Origin of the sequence: Streptomyces sp. NPDC006739, from assembly GCF_042869815.1 — a bacterium.
Lineage (GTDB): Bacteria > Actinomycetota > Actinomycetes > Streptomycetales > Streptomycetaceae > Streptomyces.
In genome coordinates this window covers 53,788-73,336 of the sequence record NZ_JBIAGM010000033.1, presented here as the reverse complement: position 1 = coordinate 73,336, position 19,549 = coordinate 53,788, and the positions used below count along the sequence as shown (strand labels likewise).

The following is a 19,549-nucleotide window of genomic DNA, read 5'->3' as shown; positions in this document are numbered from 1 at the left end:
TCAGGATGAACGCCAGCGGGCGGCACTTGCGGTCGGCGGCGAGGTGGACCTTGCTGGTCTGCCCGCCCCTGGAGCGTCCGAGGAGGGCGGCCTTCAGCCGGAGTTTCCGCCGACGCCGGACGCGTCGTCGTTCTTCCCGCGCGGGATCGCTTTCGGTCTCCTGCCCTCTTTGTTCTTCGAGGCCGCCCCCTTTGACCTGGCCTTCTCCTCCTCGGCGGCGGCTTTCTCCAGGGCGGTGACGACGTCCTCGTCGAGGTGCATCCCGGCTGCGTCGTGGTGGGCACGGGCGGTGGTGGAGTCGATGCTGACCAGGGACAGGTCCACCTCACTGCGCTTCGCAGCTTCCGCGATCAAGCCCTCCAGCAGGGCCTCGAAGACCCCGGCATCACGCCACTGCCGGAAGCGGTTGTGGACGGTCGACCATGCACCGAACTCTGTCGGCATCTCCCGCCACTGGCCGCCCGTCTTGAACCGCCAGATCACGCCCTCGAACTGCTGCCGCAGCCGCTCGGGGTACGGGCCGTACTCGCCGATCGGCAGGTACGGCTCGATGAAATCCCGCTCCGCGTCGGTCAGTTGCACTCGCGTCACGTACGACGGTCTACCGGACCAGACCGTGCCACGAAGGCGCATCCCGCAGATTGATCACGACTCGATACGCTCCCTAGGCCATGGCCTGACCGTGGACAAGTTCAGCAGTGAGCCTCCGCCAACTTGAAGTCGAAGCTCAAAGGGCTGGTGTGACTGGTTCTCCGGGTACTCGCGCTGGTCGTGGGCGGCTGTCTGAGGAGTAGATCGTCTGTCAGCGGTGGTTTGCTGGTTTCTCCTCGCTGAGGGTCCGGCGGTCCGGAGCCGCCCCTAACGACTGGCTGTCCAGCGTAATCGTGGAAGATGGAGTCATGACGGGGGACGTAAGCGAGATCGTTCTGAGCAAGCAGGATCTTCGTGAGGTCGCCGCGTTCGCCGCGGCGTGTGCGGAGGAGGTGCTCGAGATATTCGAGGCCGATCGGCCGGACGACTCGCGTCCTCGAGACGCTATCAGCGCCGCCTGGGAGTTCGCTCGGGGCGGCGAACGCGGGAAATCTCCGCGCGACACAGCGTCGGCAGCCCTCATGGCGGCCAAGAGCGCGGACACTGCGGCCGCGCGCGAGGCAGCGTGGGCAGCGATGTCTGCGGCAGGCGCCGCCTACCTGCATCCGCTGGCCAAGGCCACCCAGGTCAAGCACATTCTCGGAGCTGGCGCTTATGCGGCCAGAACGGCCGAACTCGTCGCCGGCGACGATCGGAGCGTTGGTGCCGAGAACATGGAGCAGGCGGTGCATCGTGCGACACAGGTCGTCGTTGACGTGCTCAAACGCTTCCCGGTGGCGCCGAGTGGGGGCGGACGGGTCGGTGAGTTGATCCGCATGCTGGACGCTGACCTTCGTTCACTCAGCCTTGTTGAGTGAACGAAGGTCAGCGTCCAGACGTCGTGGCTTCGCATCCGTCAGCGGTTGACTTCGAGGTTCGTCAGGACGAGCAGGGCGCGCAGGAGGTGGGTGGCGCGGGCGGGATCGGTACGGAGCTTGGCCAGGCTCCGCCAGTTCTTGAGGTGGGCGAAGCCGTGTTCGACCGGTGCGCGTCCGACGGCGAGGACCCGGTTGGCGGTCTTCTGGCCGGGTGTGAGCTTGTGGGTGCGGCTGGCGTGGAAGCCGGTGACGATCACGGGGTCGAGTACGTCGTTGTCTAGGCCGCGGGAATCCGAGGTCCGCCAGGGCCCCGAGGCCGGCGGCGCGCAGGTGGGCCAGGATGTGGTCGTGGCGGGCGGCGGTGTTGTCATGGGTGCGGCCGGGCCGGGCGGCGGATATCCAGATCAGGCGGCCATTCTCGTCGGTGAGGGCGAGGAAGTGCAGGCCGTGCCGGTGGCGTTTACCGGAGTAGTTCCGCCGGCCGGCCTTTCCGGTGCGGCGCTGAGCGGGGATGAGGGTGCCGTCGATCAGGACCACCTCCCCGCCTTGCTCGACGATCTTCTTCAGGGCGCGGTCCAGGCGCGGGGCCTGCGCGGCGAGCAGGGTGATCAGTTCGTCGCGCCATCGGCGGACGGTGGACTCGGAGACGTTGTTGCCGCCGGCCATGTCGGCCAGGCGCTGGTCGTGGCGCAGCACGGCCAGGACGATCACCGCGATCTTCCCGGGCGTCAGGATTGGCCACCTGGACCGGATCGCCTTCAGACGGCGGCGCAGTAGGTCGGAGAGGTGGTTGACGGTCCGCGTGGACAGCGACAGGCGGCACTGGTAGACAAGTGGGCAGGTGTCCTCGGCGCGTTCTTCGGTTTTCGTCACACAAATCCCAACGGTCGCCGGGGGCGTCGTGGTTACGCCTCTGGCGCACTGCCTCGGGCGATGGCGTCGCTGGTCACAGGCGAGTGGTGAAGCGGCCGTCGGGGAGTTTGCGCAGCCAGCCGCGATCAACGAGTCTGACGAGCCTCCCCCGCAGCGGTTCCAGCTTGGCCCGTACGGTGACGTCGACTCCCAGTATCTCGCCGACCTGCCGGGCCATGACCGGTCCGGCGGCCTGCCGCACGGGCGCGAGGATGCGCTGGTAGTCCGGCGCGAGCATGGTGTCCTCCACCTCCGGCGTACGGTGCGGAATCAGCATCACCGGCCGGCCGCCCACCTGCCCGGGTGCTGTCGCGGTCGAGGCGCGTTCGTCGGCGATCTGCTCGCTCACGCGGTCAAGGACCCGTTCGGCGACGGCGAGTTCGTCACGCTCGGCCCCGCACCTCCGCCAGCTGTTGGGCCAGCTGCTCTTCGAGTTCGTCGAGTTCCGCACGGCGCGCGGTGATCCGTTCCAGTAGTTCGGGATCCAGCATGCGTCGGATCGTAGAAGGCCCTCCGACCGCCATGGGAAGGAACCAGCGAACCGACCGCGACCGTAACCCATGCGCTCACCGCACTGAGCTTTCCAATGTGTCCCGGTGATCGGAAACCCACTGATAGGCCGTCTGAACCTGCCTCACCGCCCCTGCGTCACGGAGCCGGGCCATGGCGACGTCACCCGCATCGGCCTGGGCCTCGATGCCCCGCCAGCACCGGTCCTGCCACCACAAGATCGTGGACACGAGACGTTGCCGGTCCGACAACTCGTAGCCGTCGACGATCAGCCTCATGCGCCGGGCCGCCTCCTCGACGTCGGTGGCCGAGGGCCCCAGATCGAGGTACTGCCAGCAGACATGAGCGATGTCGTGGATCCGCGCGCCCGGCGCAGCAAGGTCCCAGTCGATGAACGCCGCCGGCCGAAGCTCGCCGCTGCGTAGCCGATAGACGGTGTTCTTGGGCGACAGGTCGTTGTGACACACGACCTCTTGGTCTCCCGCCAGCCGGGTGCCGGCCGTCAGGTCGTGGAACTCACGCACGAGCGGGCGACCGTCATCAGACCCTCGTCGGATGACACGGTGGCGGGTTGACACGGCTCCCATGCCACATGGCCATCGAGGTAACTGAGGACTTCACGGCCCTCGTCGTCCATACCGAGATAACGCGGAGCACCACTCCAGCCACTGGATTCAAGCAACTTCAGCAGATCACTCACGAACTTCGTGCGAGCCGAAGCAGGACGGCGCACCGTGTCTCCGACGCGAACGACCGCATTGACGAAACCTCCGGGCAAGGGCGACTCAGGCATCCGTCCACCTTGCCTGATCGCTACGTCCATCGCCTATTGTCCGGCACTCGATCCGCGCTTGAGACAGCTTCGCCAGGTGATCTACAGCTCAGACTGCCGCTCACGGCCAGCGCGAGCACGCCGACAGACGAGCACACCAGCACCTTGACCTGCGACTTCAAGTTGGCGGAGGCTCACCGCACCGGTGCGCTCCCACCCGGTGCGCACCGGTGCGGTCAGCGGTGCGCGCCGGGTGCGGAGTGCACCGCGTGCGCCAGCACCAGGCGCTCGTTGCGCATCGCTTCCAGGGTGTCGGCGGTGTCCGCGTGCTCGGGGTCTGGGACAACGTTCGCCGTGAACCGGATGATGCAGGCCTGCACCGGGGAGAAGGGGCTTCCCATACGCCGTCAGGATTCGGCGGCGGACACGTGGCAAGCCAACTCGGCGGCCAGGCGTCGCATGACCGTGCGGTTGGCGTGCCGCATCGTGGCCCGTACGACGGGGGCCAGCATCCGGTCGGCGAGCGGGGCCCGTACCCACGTGTATGTGAACGAGACGCGGGCCCCGCCGGTGGGCAGCGGTTCGATGGCGTAGGTGCCGCGGCCCTGCCGTCGGCCGGCCCCGCTGACGTTGCGTTCGACGATGCGCCGAGGGGCCTCGGCCTCGACGACATCGATGGTGACGTCGGTCTTCGTGCCGCCCAGCGCGGCGGTGACCGTGGCGCACGATCCGATGCCCCTGGCGGGGCCCGTGTAGCGCCAGTTGGTCAGGTAGTGGTCGGTGAACCGCTCGTGGTTCGCCATGACGTCGAGGAAGCCGTAGACCTGCTCGGGAGTCTGAGGTACGTCGATCGACACGGTGACAGGCTTCATGTACCACACGGTACATGCGCCATGTACCGATTGGTACAATCGTGACGTGGTGACCATGGATGGCTCGCATCCCGAGGGCGAGGCCAGGCAAGGCGTGCACAGGGCTCGGCGCGCACAACTGGTGGACGCGGCTGTCGACCACGTCGCGGCACACGGCATCGCAGACCTGAGCCTGCGCAGGCTGGGCGCCGCGATCGGTGTCAGTCACCGCATGCTGATCCACTACTTCGGCTCCAAGGAACAGCTGCTCGTTGAGATCGTCCGGACGTCGGAGCGGCGCCAGCGCGATGTGCTGTCCCGGCTCCGAATGGAGCCCGGCCTCTCGCCCGCCGATGTCTCGCGACTGCTGTGGCGGCAGCTCACGGACCCTCGGCTGGTCGGTCAGGAGCGGCTCTTCTTCGAGATCTGCGGGCACGCGCTTCGCGGCCGCCCCGAGGCCGCACCGGTCCTCGAAGGGCTCGTTACGGACTGGCTGGAGCCGCTCGCGGTCGCCGAGGTCAGGGCGGGGGCGGACCCTGCCCTGGCCCGGAACCGGGCCAGGCTGGGACTCGCCACCGTCCGCGGCCTGCTGCTGGACCTGCTCGCCACCGGTGACCGCGCCGGCGTCGACGCGGCGATGGAGGAGTTCCTCCGGCTGTACTACGGCTCGGAGTGACGAGTCACCGATCAGACGTAGCGACTGGGCCAGACGTCATACCACCGTTCTAACAACGGTCCCGGAGCTACACGTACGCCTCGACCTGCCTCGCAGGTTTCTGAGACACATACGAAGCGTCTGGAGAACCGTCGACCTTGATTTCGTAAGCCCACGACGGGCCTGTCGGCAGCTGCGTCACGGGCCGCGCGAAGGCGACGTCCACGGGCCACTCCACCCCCTCAGCCTGCGCCTTCGGGACACTGTCCGCCTGCTGGCGTACTCCCGCGCTGCGCGACCGGGCCCTGAAGTGGTCTATGGTTTGCGAGCTTTCCGCTCGGCAAGAAGGGTCCACGAAAACTGTCGCTCATCTCCTGGTGCGTCCTGTCAGAGGCGTCGGCTGCTGGCCAGTCGGCGGATGACGGCTGCCTGGTCTCCGACCTTTTTCTTGATGGCGGCAAGGGCTGAGCGGTTCTCTGTGATGGCCGCCTTTTGGTAGTCGGATTCGACGGCGTACCAGACGTCGGCAAGATTGGTGTCTTTCTTGCATGCAGTGTCGGCGACGGCACGGGAGATCTCTTCAGCACTCGGCGCGGGGGAGCGGATCGAGGCCAGGCCGACGGTGACCTGAAGAGGGGACCGCACCTCATAACCATGTGACTTCATGCAAGAAGCCCAGGCGTGGAATACGGTGGTCACCCGGGAGTCATGCATCGAGTCCGCGAAACTCTTCCGCTTGATCCGCGATACCAGCCCGCCCGGCTCGGATCCTGGGCCCTGCGGGCTGGCGGAGGAACTTTCCAGCCGACGGTACGCCTCGCCCGCACAGCCCCCCGGCGGCACGGTGCGCTCACCGGAGGGTGTCTGTACGGCCTTGTGTGCTGTGGACGCGGCACCCAGCAGGACAAGCCTGGCGGCCGGTGGGTAGTCCATGAGCTTCTTGCCGGTTGCGGTCGCTCCGCGGGAGCGGGTGCTGGGAGTCTGACGTGGTCGGTGGTAACCCCATGTGCGAGCCTCGGCATCGTCCGTGAGGCCGTACCTGCGATAGAGGATCGTATAGCCCAGCACGGCTGTGCTGTTGCGCCCAGGCAGCGAGGCCACGGGATAGTCGAAGCCGAAACGCTGCATGCAGTCGCCGAGCAGCAAGTGGCTCAGGTGGTCGTACTCGACGGTCTCGTATGGGGTCAGCATGTAGGTTTCGATGGGCAGGTGAAGCCTGGCGGTGTCGAAGACCACGGGTGTCGCGGTAGCCGCGGGGGGCTCGTAACGGTGTTCCTGGGACGCCGAGCAGGCGCTGAGGGTTCCCAGGGCGACCAGTGCGGCCGTCGCTGTCTTCCAGCTGAGGCCAGGGGCACATGTCACAGCAACTCCCTGAGGTGGAGGTAGAAGCGGTGGCGGTGGGGTGCCGCGTCAGCGAGGCACCCCACCGGTCGAAATCAGCCCTCGCCCCTGCCGGGGCAGTAGGTCGAGTCCCAGACCGCGATCGAGGCCTCGTCGTTGCTCAGCTGGCCCAGATTGCCGCCCCTCCAGTGGCTCAGCACGTCGTAGTTTCCGCTGGTGAACTGGTAGTTGTTGAAGTTGGGATACTCCCAGATCCCGACATTGCAGTCAGAGGCATCCTCGGCGGATTCGGCGTTGTTGCGGATGACTTCACCGCTCCCATCGCCGTCGTTGCTCGGGAAGCGATAGTTGCCGAGGTCATGGACGTTTGCATCAGCGTGCGGGTAACCCCAGCCGGCCCCCTGAGCGCCCGTGTAGTAGTACAGGCAGAACCAGTTGACGGTGTTGCAACGCTTCGTCTGCCAGCTGGAGATGTTCACTCCTCCAGCGTGCGCGGGAAACGCCGTCATACCGAGGGCCAGGATTGCCGCACCGGGGACGCCGATGCGCGCAGCCTGCTTCTTCCAGTCCACGTGATGGTCCTTCCTGGTTGAGGTGTACGGGTGGCCACGCACCAGGTTTCTGGGTCAGCTTGTTGTTGCGCACCCCCCTTCTATGGCGTGCAAAAAATCTCCAAGGCGCTCGAGCACCGCTGGTGATTGACCGAAAACAGCAGGTCAGCATGGTTGTAGCGGTGTGAGGGCCACGCGTAGGTTGAGGCCCGCTACGTGGTACCGACGGGGGAGGCGAGTCAGGGATGGGTCGTCGTGAACTCCAACTGGACCTGGCGGCAGGCCCGGTTCAGTCGTTCGCTTGCGAGTTACGCAAGCTGCGCCAGGAAGCCGGAGGTCTGACTTACTGATCGTTTCAGAATGAGATCTTGGTCTGACGTCTCAGCTGAGATGGCGCTCAGTAGTGGGGCTGGAACGGGTTGCCCTGCTCGCGCGTTGGATCGACAGGACTTTGGGGGGAGAGCCTTGTCCAGTTTGAGCTTCCCGTCGACGCGGGCGGTTGGACGCAGGGCGGCCTGGTACCGCGGGGACTGCCATGTCCACTCCGTTCACTCGGACGGGGAGCTCACCCCCGAAGAGTTGCTGTTCGGGCGCGCGCTGCCGGGCTCGACTTCATCGCGACGACGGAGCACAACTCAGCCGCGGTCCCCGATGTATGGGGACATCTGGCCGCCGATGACTTCTTGATCCTTCTCGGTGAGGAAGTGACCACGAAGACCGGGCACCCTCTAATGTCAAAATAGGTCGAGTCAGGCATACTGCATGATTCATTGAGTCGAGGGCGGAGAAGGAGTAGTGCCCGGGTGGCCAGCACGAATGACCACGGGACCCCTGATCCGCAGGTGGAAGCCCGTTCGACCGGTCCGCGCCGGTATACGGCGGAGTACAAGACGAGGATCCTCGCCGAGTACGAGTCGTTGGACAAGAAGGGCAAGGGTGCCCTGCTGCGGCGGGAGGGGCTGTACTCGTCGTTGATCACGACGTGGCGGCAGCAACGGGACAAGGGCGCCCTGGACGCGCTCGCCGCGCCGGCCGGACGGCCGAAGGCGGACCCGCGCGACAGGGAGATCGCGAAGCTGAAGGCGGAGAAGGCCCGCCTGGAAGCCGACCTCGCCAAAGCCCGCATGGTCATCGAGGTCCAGGGAAAACTCTCCGCGCTGCTCGACCAGTTCGCCACGGACAGCGCCCCGAACCAGAACGGCGAGAGGGATCAGTGACCGGGGCCCGGTCCGCGGCCGTGGCGTTCACTACCGCCCGCGACCACGCCCTCGAAGAGCTCACCGGGCTGGTCGGACGCGTCCAGGCATGGGCCGCGCTCGGCGTGAGCCGGGCCGCCTACTACCGCCACCACCGCCAAAGCCCCGCCCCGGCCAAGCCGCGACGGGAACGGCGCCGACAGCCCCGCGCGCTCACCCCGGATGAGGAGATACGGGTCTCGATGTGCTCCACTCCCCGGAGTTCGCCGACATGGCGCCCGCCGAGATCTACGCGGTCCTCCTCGACCGAGGTGTCTACCTGTGCTCGGAGTCGACGAGGTATCGGCTCCTGCGACGGCGCGGCGAGGTCCGTGAACGCCGCCGCCAGGCCGTCCATCCGCCCCGGACCGTTCCCGAGCTGGTCGCCGAGGGCCCGAACCGGGTCTGGAGCTGGGATATCACGAAGCTGAAAGGCCCGGTCAAGGGCGTCTACTACTGCCTCTACACGATCATCGACATCTTCAGCCGCTACACGGTCGGCTGGATGATCGCCGACCGGGAGAACAAGGACCTCGCCGAGCGGTTCCTGTCCGAGACGATCGCCAAGTATGCCATCGTGCCAGGCCAGTTGACGATCCACTCGGACCGAGGGTCCCCGATGGTCGCGCAGAACGTCGCCCAGGTGATGGCCGGTCTCGGCGTCGCCAAGTCCCATTCGCGGCCGAAGACGTCGAACGACAACCCGTACAGCGAGAGCCAGTACAAGACCCTGAAATACCGGCACGACTTTCCCGAGCGTTTCGGATCACTCGAGGACGCCCGGGCGTGGTGCACCCAGTTCTTCACCTGGTGCAACGAGGAGCACCGGAACTCCGGGATCGGCCTGCACACGCCCTACGACGTGCACTTCGGCCTCGCCGAACAGCTCCGCGAGATGCGTGCCGACGTCCTCCTGGCGGTCTACGCGAAGCACCCCGAACGCTTCGTCCGCAAGCCACCGGAGCCCCCGAAGGTCCCCGCAGCGGCCTGGATCAACAAGTCGGCACCAGACGGCCCACTGATCCCGGCACAGCGTTAGAACGATCTACTTGCCTTGATCGCTTTGACAGGTTCCGAGCCACCGGTCAGCAGGTCGGTGGGCACCGTGTGCCGGCACCGACCACTCTCCCGGGTGCGTTGGGTGATCAGGGCCTGGACGGGGTTGTGGGGATCTGCATCGCCCCTCGGTCGGTCGACCATGCCAGGGCAGCACGGGATCGGCAGTTGACCCGTGCAACAGAGCAACCCCAGGCCGCTGACCTGGGTTGACGGGTGTTGGTTTTCAGACCTGGGCTGTCGATTTCAGGACTGATCCAAGTGAAAGAAGACCCATCGCTTGGCAGATCGCGTCTTTACCGATCGACAATGGGTTGCAAGTGGAGAGGTTCGAGTCATTGCTTGGTGCTGCTGAGCAGGCCGCTCACGTTCAGGACCTCGTGACAACCCTTTGCCCGAAGGCCGGTGGCCGGGGTGCCCGGCTTGTTGCAGGTCACCTCGATGGACACGGCGTCGCCCTCGGGGATCTTGATGGGGGTGACCCAGTGATAGTCCTGGTTGCGGAAGGTCTCCATCGCGATAGTGGTGATCTTGCGGTCGCCGAAGGAGATCGTCAACACCCCCTCGTCGCCCTGAAAGTTGGCGACGACGATGTCCGTGACCCCGAAGATGCTGTCCTTGGGCACCGTGTAGGTGCCGGTCTTGGTCTCCCCGCTCGCCGTCTGCACGTCGATGGTCTGCGAGCTCTGCTGGCCGCTGCCGTTGCCGGTCGAGGTGCCGCCGCCACCGCCGCCCGAGCTGCCGCCGCCCGCTCCGGCCGACGCGCCCGACCCCTGGGTGCCGGGACCGGCCGAACCGGCGCCGCTGCCGGGAGTCTGCTGTCCGACAGGAGTGGGCCGTGCCTGGACCGCCTCGTCGGCCGCGTCCTTGGCTGCGCTGCGCACCGCCGGACGGACCAGTGCGAACCAGGCGATCAGCAGTGCGAGCAGCGCGGCAAGCAGTGCGAGCAGCCACTTGGGGAAGATCGGGATCTGGACGAACTCGGCGTCCAGCGGCGTTCGGACAACGGTGTCGTACGAGCTGGGTTGTTCGTCCTGCTCCCGGTCGTCAGTGGTGTCGACGGTGAACGGCCACATCACCGGGGAGCCGAACCACACCGGTTTGCCGGTGCGGACGCGCAGTCCGACCTCCGCCGATTCGCCGGGCTCCAGCTTCGGCTTCGCCGGGTTGAAGGCGAACGCCAGCTCCTCGCCCGCCTGGCCGGGGGTGAAGCACACCTGCGCCGGGGTGTTGCCCTGGTTCTGGACCGCCAGCCGGTAGCGGCCGCGCAGCCAGCCGCGCCGACGGCGCGGGGCCAGCTCGGTGCGCAGCTCGCGGAACTCCTCGATGTGCACGGTGGTTTCGAGGACCTGCACCGCATCGGGGTGCTCGGCCGGCAGAACCCGCACACCCAGCGGCATTTCGCCGGCCCGGATCTCCGGGGAGCGCGGCGGCTCCAGACGGAGCGTCACCGTTTCGGAGGTGCCGGGGTAGAGCGAGACCCGTGCGGGTTCGACGGTGGTCCAGGAGGCGCAGTCCCCGACGACCTCCAGGCTGTACGCCTCGACGATGTCGCTGTCGTTGCGGACGGTCAGAGTGGTCGTGGCGATGTCACCCGGTGCCACGGTCACGGCCGGGATGTCGAGGCCGGGCGCACCAGGGCCGGAAGAGGCTGCGGAAGGCGTCACGCCTACCACCGTAGAAACACGTCCGGGCGTGCCGCGAGGAACGCGAGGGCAAGATGCGGGCAGTCGCGATGCCCCGACAGTCACCGGCAACTCCTATGTATCCACGCGGCATTGCTGCTTCCCGTCACAGCCCGCGCGCCGCCCTCCGGTGTTCGCCACGCCCCAGCGCCCAGCCCCCGCGAATTCATGAAACAGGTAAACCCCCATGTCCTGTGCACAAGACAAGAGCCTGCCCGGACGCCGGAGCCGGGTGACGGTGGCCGTGTACGCCGCCGATCCGGTCCTGCGCGTCGGCGTCGTCCACCAGCTGCGCCAGCGCCCCGAAGTCGACCTGCTCGACGACGCCGACGCGGAGCGGGCCCAGGCGTCACTGGTGGTCGTGGACACCGTGGACGACGACGTGGCGGCCCTGCTGGACCGGCTGCGGCTCAACACCGCCACCCGCACCGGCCTCGTGGTCGGCACCCTCGGATCCGGCGCGCTGCAACGCGTCATAGAGTGCGGCGTCGCGGCGGTGCTGCGGCGCTCCGACGCGCACCAGGACCAACTTCTCCAACTGGTCCAGGCGATAGCCAACGGGGAGGGTATGCTCCCCGGCGACCTGCTCGGCAAGCTGCTCAGCCATGTGAGCAGCCTCCAGCGCTCGGCTGTCGACCCGCGGGGCCTGTCGCTGTCCACGCTGACCACGCGCGAGGTGGACATGCTGCGCTTGGTGTCGGAGGGCTTGGACACCGCGGAGATCGCCCGCAAGACCTCGTACTCGGAACGGACCGTCAAGAATGTCCTGCACGAGATAATCACGCGCCTTCAACTGCGTAACCGAGCCCACGCGGTGGGTTACGCACTGCGCAACGGACTTATCTGACACCGGTGTTGACGCCGCAGGGGTAACAAGCCGGGAGAGACCTACGGGAAACCCGCACTGCCCGAAAGCGCACCGCGCGTTTCCCTCGGGTACGGCCCCGCCGCCCTGCCGCGCCGCGCACGTCCGGTACAGGGTGGCGGAGGCGATCCGGATGGGTACATCGGGATGCCGCACCAGACTGCGAAGGGGACCGTGATGGGAACGGCTGACCCCGGCGGCCGGTACCGCCTGGGGAGACTCGGAACGTCGTTGCTGCTGCTGATCCCGCTGCTCGGGGTGACGGCGGCCTCCGGACAGGGCAGCGCCGCCTCCGCCCCGCGCGCGGCCGACGTCACGGACACCCGCGTCGCGTACGCGGGCACCCGGCACCGGAGCCTCGGCACGGTGGCCTCGACCACCTCCAGCACACCGCTGTTCGGCGACGGCCCCGTCCACAACGATGTGCAGCCGTCCGCGCTCGGTGACCAGATGGTCTTCGCGAGTCGCCGCGACGAGAAGAACCCGCAGGTCTACCTGCGGGCCGCGGACGGTTCGGTACGGCGTCTGACCACCGGCCGGGACGCGGCGCACCCCCGGCTGACGCCGGACGGGCAGTCCGTGGTGTTCGACTCGGCCGAACCCGGCGGCACCGGCGGCGGGACGCAGCGCGACCTGTGGCTGGTACGCACCGACGGCACCGGCCTGACGCGGCTCACCGACACCTCCGCCAACGAGGAGTGCCCGACGGTGTCCCCCGACGGGCAGCGCATCGCGTACAGCAGCGACAGCGATCCGCTGGTCGGCGAGCAGATCTACGTACGGCCCCTGAACGGCGGCACCGCCACCCGGATCACCTCCCCGGCGAACGGCACGGCCTCCGAGCCGGCGTGGAACCCGGTGAACGACGACGTGAACCGGGACTGGATCGCGTACACCTCCACCACCACCGAGAACGGGCAGTCCGTGCCCCGGCTGCGGATCACCAACGGGACCAGTGACGAGGCGCTGTTCGCGGGCAATTACGCGGGGTGGCGTGCCCACGGGGCATCGTGGTTGCCCGACGGGGACCAGTTGGTGTTCCTCAGCCCCGAGATCACCTGCACGTGCGAGGGCGACTATGACCACGTGTTCAAGTCGACTGCACACGCGGACACAGAGCCCGGGCTGGTGCTCAACGAGAACCGGGAGGTCCTCTCACCCACCTGGCTGGGACCGGTCAACGGCGGCGGCGTGGTGGTGGAGCGCGACTCGGCGGCCAATCCGCACGTGGTGACGCTGCAGGACGCCCGCATCGACGGGTCCGACCCACGCGACCTGAACCTTACGATCCTCAACGAGGACCCGGCGGCCGACACCAATACTGATCCCACCAAGGACCCGCTGTTCCAGCCCGCCGCCGGCTCCGACCCGTGGACCGAACGGCAGAACTACACGCCCGACGGCCGCCGGATCGTCGTCACCCGCTTCGAGACCAACGCCGACAATCAGCGGATCGAGCGGATCTGGCTCGCGGACGCCGACGGCACCAATGCGCAGGCCATGCCCCTCGCGGGACGCGGCGCGACGGACTGGGACACCGACCCGACGTTCTCCCCGGACGGCAAGTACCTCGCCTTCACCCGGACGTCGCCGGGCGGCGTCCGGGACGCCGCGGGCCCCAGCCGCATCCTCATCGCCGACGCGGCGACCGGCGCGATCACCGGCCAGATCACCCCGCCGGCCGGGCAGCAGCAGGGCGAGGATGCCCAGCCCACCTGGTCCTCCGACGGCACCACCCTGGCCTTCACCCGCAACGAGGTGATCGGCGGGAGCGGCGGCAACAAGCACATCTGGACCGTGCCGGTGAACCACCTGGACCAGCAGCGCGACCTGAGCGCCAAGATCTGCCCGGGCAACTGCCAGGTCATCGACGACAGTCCGGCGTTCTCCCCGGACGGCCTCACCATCGCCTTCAACCGCAAGAGCGGCGGCGGCGCAGTCGATGAACGCGACGGCATCCTCCTTACGTCCCTGTCGGGTGACGACTGCAAGGTTCTGCTGCCCACCGCCGCGCGCAACGTCCCCGGCGCCTGCCAGACGGATCTGCCGGACACCTCGACCACTGGTCCGTTCCAGCCCCGGGACGCCGCCTGGACGGCCGACGGCAAGGGCCTGGTGATCAGCTCTCGTGCCGAGGTCGCCGCCAACAGCCCCGAGAAACTACGCTTGTTGGACGTCGCGTCCGGCGACCTCACCCCGCTCACCGCGGAGCTCGGGGGCCGGCAGAAGGAACCCAGCGTCCAGCAGTCCGTGGACCTCGCAGTGAACGCGCCCGGCACCGTCCCGGCGGTCACTGTCGGCAAGACCACCACCATTCGTGTCCATGTCGTCAACAATGGCCCTGCTGCTTCCCCCGGCACCAAGCTGACCATCGCCCCGCCGACCGGCGTGCAGATCACCAAGCTGACCTATCCCGGGGGCACCTGCGACGCAGCCTCCCTCCAGTGCACCGTCGGTGTCGTGCAGCCCGGCACCACCGTGCTGGTGACCGTCACCGCCACAGGGGTCACCCCCGGCAACGCGCCGATCGACTGGTCGGTCACCGGCACCGTCCTCGATCCGCTGCCCAGCGACAACACGGGCCGCACCGTGGTGCCGGTCGTCCAGGCCACGCCCCCGACGCCCCCGACACCCACGCCGACACCCACCTCTCCGCCCACCGTGCCCCCGACTCCGGGTGAGCCCGACGCCGGGCCCGGTCTCCGCCTCACCGCCCAGCCGAACCCCGGATACGTCGGCGGGCGCGTCGTGGTCACGTACACCGTGCGCAACGGCCGCAACGCGCTGGCGACCGGACTGCGGCTGCACATCGGGCTGCCCAAGAGCATCCCGAACAACGGGCAGCCGGAGGGCTGCGACAAGAACTGGGTGTGCGCGCTGCCGGACCTGGACCAGGGCGCGAGTACCGTCGTGCAGGTCGTCCTCAGCCCCAAGAAGGCACTGACCACCCACATCACCGGCAAGCTGACCACCACCGGGACGGACGCCGACAAGGGCGACAACAGCGCCCGGGAGCGGCTGCGCATCCTCCAGCCGCGCATCATCGCCGTGCCGGCGATCGGCAAGCCCGGCTTCGTCACCTCGGTGCGCGGCAAGGACTTCCCGCCGGGCGTGCCGGTGCGGTTCACCTGGAAGCCGGGGATCACCGCGGCGGCGGCGCCCACCATTCCGCTGCCGAACGGCACCTTCATCGGCCAGCTGCTCATCCTCGCCAAGGATGAGACCGGGCCCCGGATCATCACCGCCAAGGGCCCCGGGTTCTCCCCGGTGACGACCGGCTTCCTGGTGGTCACCGGCAGCGTGCAGCCGCCGGACGAGGTGACCCGCCGGTGATCCACGAGGTCGACGAGGGGCTGCGCCGGCTGCTCGGCGAGTCCGGCCTAGAGGCGTCGGGCGTCGACGTCGTCTTCGACGCCCCCACCCGGGACTGGGCCGCGCGCCGCAGCGCCCCGACGGTCTGCGTCTTCCTGTACGACATCCGGGAAGACGCCGTCCGGCGCGGCAGTGGCTCCGCAGAGGTGTACGACGAGGACGGCCACCTCGTGGCGCGGCGCTCCCCGCCGCGCTGGTTCGAGCTGACGTACCTGGTCACGGCGTGGGCGACCCGCCCGCAGGACGAACACCGGCTGCTGTCGCAGGTGCTCGCGACGCTGGTGAGCACCGACACGCTGCCCGCGCGGCTGCTCACCGGCACGCTCGCCGAACTCGGCCTGACCGTGGGCCTGGACACCGCCGGAACCGGGTCCGACGCACCGGCCGCCTCCGACGTGTGGTCGGCCATGGGCGGCGAACTGAAGGCCTCCCTCTCGCTGCAGGTGCGGGCGCCGCTCGCCGGCATCACCAAGGCCGCCGCACCGCCGGTCACCGAAGGTCTCGTCGTGCGCGCCACCTCCCGCAGCGAGGACGCGGGGCGGGGGCGCAGGCTGCGCTACACGGAAACAAGTGACCCGGGTCCGGACGGCGGCTACGCCGGCCCGCGTGAACGCCCGCCCGCGCCCGCCCGTCGCCGCCGCAGGGGGGGCCGCCAGCCGTGACGCACACTGCCGAGGCGGTCGCCGAAGTGGAGCACCTGTGGGTGCGGCTCCGCATGGTCGAGGAACGGGTGCGGCACGCGGTGGCCGTCCGGCGCGCCGCCGATCCCGATCCCGACGACCCCTACCGTGGCCAGTACCTCACTCCCGAGGCAGTCGCCCGCGTCCTGGACGAACCGGGCGGCCTCGACGTACCCGCTCACGAACCCTCGCATCCCCCGGCCGGCTCCGTCCTCGGCGGTCTCGCCGCGCGATTCGGCCTGTCCTCGCTGGATCTGGACCTGCTGCTCGTTGCGGTGGCGCCTGACCTGGACGCGCGGTTCGAACGGCTCTACGGCTACCTCAACGACGACCTGACGCGTCGTCGGCCCACGGTCGGGCTCGCCCTGGAGCTGTGCGGGCTCGTGGGGGCGGCGTCCGCGCGTTTCCGGCTGGCCCCCGAAGCGGCGCTGGTCGCGAGTGGTCTGGTGGAGGTAACCGAGCCCGAACGGCCACCGTTGTCCCGGGTGTTGGTGGTTCCCGACCGGGTCACCGGACACCTCCTGGGGAGCGCGCAGCCCGACGCTCGGCTCGTCGGGGTGCTCGGCGAGGCCCGCGAGGACCCGACCGCCGAGGCGGCGGACGTCCACCGGGCCGCGGCCGCGGCCGGCACCGGCCTCGTCCAACTGCGCAGCCGGGGCGGCGACGCCGAGGGGCTGGCCGTAGCAGCCCTGCACGCGGCCGGGCTGCGCCCGCTCGTCCTGGACGCAGCGGCACTCGCCCGGCGCCCCGGCGACGTACCGGCGCTCGCCCGCGTGGCCGCGCTCGAAGCCCGCCTGACGGGTGCCGGGGTCGTCCTCGGCCCCCTGGAAGCGCTGCCCGGGGAACCCGCCGAACGGGCCCGCACGCTGGGGGCGTTGTGCTCGGCGCTGCGCGGGATCCCCCTGCTCACGCACGGCACCCTCGGCTGGGATCCGCTGTGGGCTGCCGACACCCCCGTGGTCCTGACCGTGCCGGCGCCCACTCCCGAGCGGCAGGCCGCGCGCTGGCGGCACGCCCTCGACCGGGCCGCCGGTGACAGCCCTGGCCATGGCTTCGGCAACGGCTCCGGGACCGGCGACGCCGATGAGCTCGCCCGCGCGGTCGCCGCGCACCGCCTGGATGCCGGGCAGTTGCGCCGCGCCGCCGACGTGGCGGTGCGCACGGCCACCCTCGCGGGCCGCCCGGTCCTCCCCGACGACCTGCGCACCGCCGTACGGGCCCAGAACGGCGCCGGGCTCGACCGGCTCGCCCGCCGCGTGGAGCCTGGAGTCGGCTGGGACGACCTCGTGCTGCCCCCGACCACTCACCGGAGGCTGCGCGAACTCGCGCTGCGCGCCCGCCATCGCGAGCAGGTGCTCGGGCAGTGGGGGATGCGGCCCGGCGGCGGCCGGGGGCGCGGCGTGATCGCGCTGTTCGCCGGCGAGTCGGGCACCGGCAAGACCATGTCCGCCGAGGTCGTCGCGGCGGACCTGGGCATGGACCTGTACGTGGTGGACCTGTCCACGGTCGTCGACAAGTACGTGGGGGAGACCGAGAAGAACCTGGAGCGGATCTTCGCCGAGGCGTCCGCGGTCAACGCGGTGCTGCTCTTCGACGAGGCCGACGCGATCTTCGGCAAGCGCTCCGAGGTGAAGGGCGCGCACGACCGGCACGCCAACATCGAGTCGGCGTACCTGCTGCAGCGCATGGAGTCGTTCGACGGGATCGCGGTGCTGACCACCAACCTGCGAGCCAACCTGGACGAGGCCTTTACCCGCCGCCTGGACGTGGTGGCGGACTTCCCGGTGCCCGACGCCGGCCAGCGCCTCGCCCTGTGGGAACGGTGCCTGGGCGACCGGCTGCCCCGGGCCGAGGACCTGGACCTCGCCTTCTGCGCGGACCGCTTCGAACTGGCCGGCGGCTCCATCCGGGCGTGTGCGGTGACCGCGGCCTACCTCGCGGCCGAGTCTCGCAGCCCGCTCAGCATGCGGCAGCTGGTGAGGGCGGTCGCGCAGGAGTACCGCAAACTGGGACGGCTGGTCCTGGAGGGCGAGTTCGGGCCTTACCTGGCGGACGCCCTCGACGCCTGAGACGCGGGCGGCGGGGCCCGAAGACGGCGGAACCGTCTCCCCCCGGTCTCGACACGGAAGACCTCAGTCGGAGGCCTTCTTCCACTTGGCGCCCACTTTCTCCCACCGTTCGAGGGCGGGCGGGGAGAGTATCGCGCCTCCGTACTCTTTTTCGTGAAGGCGCTGCGCCTCCCTCAGCTTGTCCGCAACGGCCCCCCAGTCGACGGCGGGCGCGTTCGCCAAGCTCAGTGCGTCCTTCAACTCGCTCGACCGTGGCGTCATCGCGCCTGCAGGCGTGTAGTTGAAGTCGCTTCCGGACCCCGGGTCGCCTGTCCTCGTGTCACTCGCCGGTCCCATTTCCAGGTTGGCCGGCATGTTGTGCAGGGCTTTTTTGTTCCCCGCGGTCGAGCCAAGTACCGTCCGTACCTCGTCCAGGAACTCGAACAGCGGTTTCGCGTTCGCCCTGTCCCTCTCGGCCGAGGCGAGTACAGCGTCCAACTCGCTACGGGAGATCTTGTGATGGAGGGTCGTCCTGTCGCCCCAGATCGGATGGTCCGCCCGCATCTCCGCATGTGCCGAAGTGACCGCGCTCGCCGCCCAGTCACTGCTGCCGCCGCCCGTACCCGCGAACCCGGACGCGTGTTTCGCGGTCTCGATCTCCGCGAGAAGAGCGTCCAGCGTCGACTCGTCATTCTTTACTTCGTCGAGCGTGAAAAGATCCCCTCCGGGTTCGATTCCGATCTGTTCGAGGATGTACTCCTTCTCGTTCTGCTTCTTTGCCTTGAATTCTTCGCTGCGTCCGTCGAAGTACTCCATTATTTCCTCGAACACGGTCTTCGAGGAAGTGGCAGCTGCGGCGGGTGGGTTGTCTCCCGCCGGTTTTTTCGTCTGCTTCTTCTTGGGGGGCATGCGCTGCACCTCGGCCGACGCCTCGGTCGTCCGGGGCGCGGCGTCGGCGGTGTGGTCCTTGACCGAGCGCTGGATGTCCGCTCCGCCCCGCATCACCTGCTCGGCCTTGCGTTCGGCCGACCTTTCGAACCGGTCGGAGGGGTCGCTGATGCTCAGGCCGCTGCCGTCGTCGGTACCGGCCACGGCTCCTGCACGCTGCTGGCGGACGTGCTCCAGTTCGTGCGCGAGGGTCTTCTTGTCGATCGCGCCGCGCAACACGATGTGACGGGTGCCGGTGGTGTACGCCTCGGCGCCGACCGCCTCGGCGGAACGCCGGGCAGCGGCGCCGGTGTGGACCGCGACGTCGGAGAAGTCCTCGCCCGAGAAGCGGGTTTCCATCTCCCGCTGCAGCGAGGCGGGCAGTCGGCTGCCGGCGGACCGCACCACGGAGTTCACCGCGTCGGCGGCGCCTGGCTGCGCTGCGGCTTCCCGGTCGTGTCCCGCGCCGTGCTGATGCGCCGAGTGAGCGTCCTCGTGCACCTGGGCGGGCGCGCGTCGGGCGCGGCGGGCGATCATGCCGGTCACCGCGGCGTTGCCCGCGCCGCCCTGCGCCGCCCGCAGCACGTCGGCGGTGAGCGGGGGCGGGACGGCGGCGCCGGCCGAGGACGTCTCCCGTCGGG

Annotated in this window: 15 protein-coding genes and 4 pseudogenes; 8 read left to right on the top strand and 11 right to left on the bottom strand. The window is 69.0% G+C overall.

Annotated features, from left to right (window positions below):
• Positions 1-591 (bottom strand): annotated as a pseudogene (locus ACFYMM_RS38690) (transposase); the annotation flags it as partial.
• A gap of 308 nt (positions 592-899) precedes the next feature.
• On the opposite strand from ACFYMM_RS38690, the gene ACFYMM_RS38685 reads away from it, so the two are divergent.
• Positions 900-1,448 (top strand): putative immunity protein, encoded by a 549-nt coding sequence (locus ACFYMM_RS38685; protein WP_388396004.1) that lies wholly within the window; start codon positions 900-902, stop codon positions 1,446-1,448.
• A 38-nt stretch (positions 1,449-1,486) separates the two neighbouring features.
• On the opposite strand, the gene ACFYMM_RS38680 is transcribed toward ACFYMM_RS38685, so the two are convergent.
• The 6 genes and pseudogenes from ACFYMM_RS38680 to ACFYMM_RS38655 form a co-directional block, all read right to left on the bottom strand.
• Positions 1,487-1,705, bottom strand: a complete 219-nt coding sequence (locus tag ACFYMM_RS38680; protein WP_388396001.1) for a transposase family protein — start codon at positions 1,703-1,705, stop codon at positions 1,487-1,489.
• A pseudogene (locus ACFYMM_RS38675) lies at positions 1,674-2,114 on the bottom strand (transposase family protein); the annotation flags it as partial. The pseudogene ACFYMM_RS38675 and the gene ACFYMM_RS38680, both read right to left, overlap by 32 nt.
• A gap of 280 nt (positions 2,115-2,394) precedes the next feature.
• The gene (locus ACFYMM_RS38670) at positions 2,395-2,709 is read right to left on the bottom strand and encodes a hypothetical protein (RefSeq protein WP_388395998.1); all 315 of its coding nucleotides are present in this window, start codon (positions 2,707-2,709) and stop codon (positions 2,395-2,397) included.
• Between the two features lie 217 nt (positions 2,710-2,926).
• Positions 2,927-3,394, bottom strand: coding sequence for a phosphotransferase (locus tag ACFYMM_RS38665; RefSeq protein WP_388395996.1), 468 nt, complete (start codon positions 3,392-3,394; stop codon positions 2,927-2,929).
• Positions 3,395-3,878: 484 nt separating this feature from the next.
• Positions 3,879-4,043 (bottom strand): hypothetical protein, encoded by a 165-nt coding sequence (locus ACFYMM_RS38660; protein WP_388395994.1) that lies wholly within the window; start codon positions 4,041-4,043, stop codon positions 3,879-3,881.
• A 6-nt stretch (positions 4,044-4,049) separates the two neighbouring features.
• Entirely contained in the window at positions 4,050-4,514 is a 465-nt protein-coding gene (locus tag ACFYMM_RS38655) for an SRPBCC family protein (protein WP_388395992.1), read from the bottom strand.
• 55 nt (positions 4,515-4,569) lie between these two features.
• On the opposite strand from ACFYMM_RS38655, the gene ACFYMM_RS38650 reads away from it, so the two are divergent.
• Complete coding sequence (locus tag ACFYMM_RS38650) at positions 4,570-5,169, top strand: TetR/AcrR family transcriptional regulator (protein ID WP_388396017.1); 600 nt, start codon at positions 4,570-4,572, stop codon at positions 5,167-5,169.
• A gap of 366 nt (positions 5,170-5,535) precedes the next feature.
• Here the strand turns inward: ACFYMM_RS38650 and ACFYMM_RS38645 are convergent, their stop codons facing one another.
• Positions 5,536-6,384, bottom strand: coding sequence for a hypothetical protein (locus ACFYMM_RS38645; protein WP_388395989.1), 849 nt, complete (start codon positions 6,382-6,384; stop codon positions 5,536-5,538).
• A gap of 200 nt (positions 6,385-6,584) precedes the next feature.
• The gene (locus ACFYMM_RS38640) at positions 6,585-7,061 is read right to left on the bottom strand and encodes a hypothetical protein (protein WP_388395988.1); all 477 of its coding nucleotides are present in this window, start codon (positions 7,059-7,061) and stop codon (positions 6,585-6,587) included.
• A 459-nt stretch (positions 7,062-7,520) separates the two neighbouring features.
• Here ACFYMM_RS38640 and ACFYMM_RS38635 point away from each other — a divergent pair.
• Both ACFYMM_RS38635 and ACFYMM_RS38630 read left to right on the top strand, forming a co-directional pair.
• Positions 7,521-7,771, top strand: a pseudogene (locus ACFYMM_RS38635) (PHP domain-containing protein); the annotation flags it as partial.
• A 72-nt stretch (positions 7,772-7,843) separates the two neighbouring features.
• Positions 7,844-9,314 (top strand): annotated as a pseudogene (locus tag ACFYMM_RS38630) (IS3 family transposase).
• Between the two features lie 352 nt (positions 9,315-9,666).
• Here ACFYMM_RS38630 and ACFYMM_RS38625 read toward each other — a convergent pair.
• Positions 9,667-10,998 (bottom strand): hydrolytic protein, encoded by a 1,332-nt coding sequence (locus ACFYMM_RS38625; RefSeq protein WP_388395985.1) that lies wholly within the window; start codon positions 10,996-10,998, stop codon positions 9,667-9,669.
• A gap of 205 nt (positions 10,999-11,203) precedes the next feature.
• On the opposite strand from ACFYMM_RS38625, the gene ACFYMM_RS38620 reads away from it, so the two are divergent.
• The 4 genes from ACFYMM_RS38620 (at position 11,204) to ACFYMM_RS38605 (ending at position 18,002) form a co-directional block, all read left to right on the top strand.
• Positions 11,204-11,863: a LuxR C-terminal-related transcriptional regulator gene (locus ACFYMM_RS38620; RefSeq protein ID WP_388395982.1), complete on the top strand. Its 660-nt coding sequence runs from the start codon at positions 11,204-11,206 to the stop codon at positions 11,861-11,863.
• A gap of 195 nt (positions 11,864-12,058) precedes the next feature.
• Positions 12,059-15,214, top strand: coding sequence for a hypothetical protein (locus ACFYMM_RS38615; protein WP_388395979.1), 3,156 nt, complete (start codon positions 12,059-12,061; stop codon positions 15,212-15,214).
• Positions 15,211-15,915: a DUF4255 domain-containing protein gene (locus ACFYMM_RS38610; RefSeq protein ID WP_388395975.1), complete on the top strand. Its 705-nt coding sequence runs from the start codon at positions 15,211-15,213 to the stop codon at positions 15,913-15,915. Before ACFYMM_RS38615 ends, ACFYMM_RS38610 begins: the two co-directional genes overlap by 4 nt.
• Before the next feature lie 53 nt (positions 15,916-15,968).
• Positions 15,969-18,002 (top strand): AAA family ATPase, encoded by a 2,034-nt coding sequence (locus tag ACFYMM_RS38605; RefSeq protein ID WP_388396015.1) that lies wholly within the window; start codon positions 15,969-15,971, stop codon positions 18,000-18,002.
• 63 nt (positions 18,003-18,065) lie between these two features.
• On the opposite strand, the gene ACFYMM_RS38600 is transcribed toward ACFYMM_RS38605, so the two are convergent.
• On the bottom strand, positions 18,066-19,493 hold the full coding sequence (locus ACFYMM_RS38600) for a DUF4157 domain-containing protein (RefSeq protein ID WP_388395973.1): 1,428 nt from the start codon (positions 19,491-19,493) through the stop codon (positions 18,066-18,068).
• Positions 19,494-19,549: the final 56 nt, after the last annotated feature.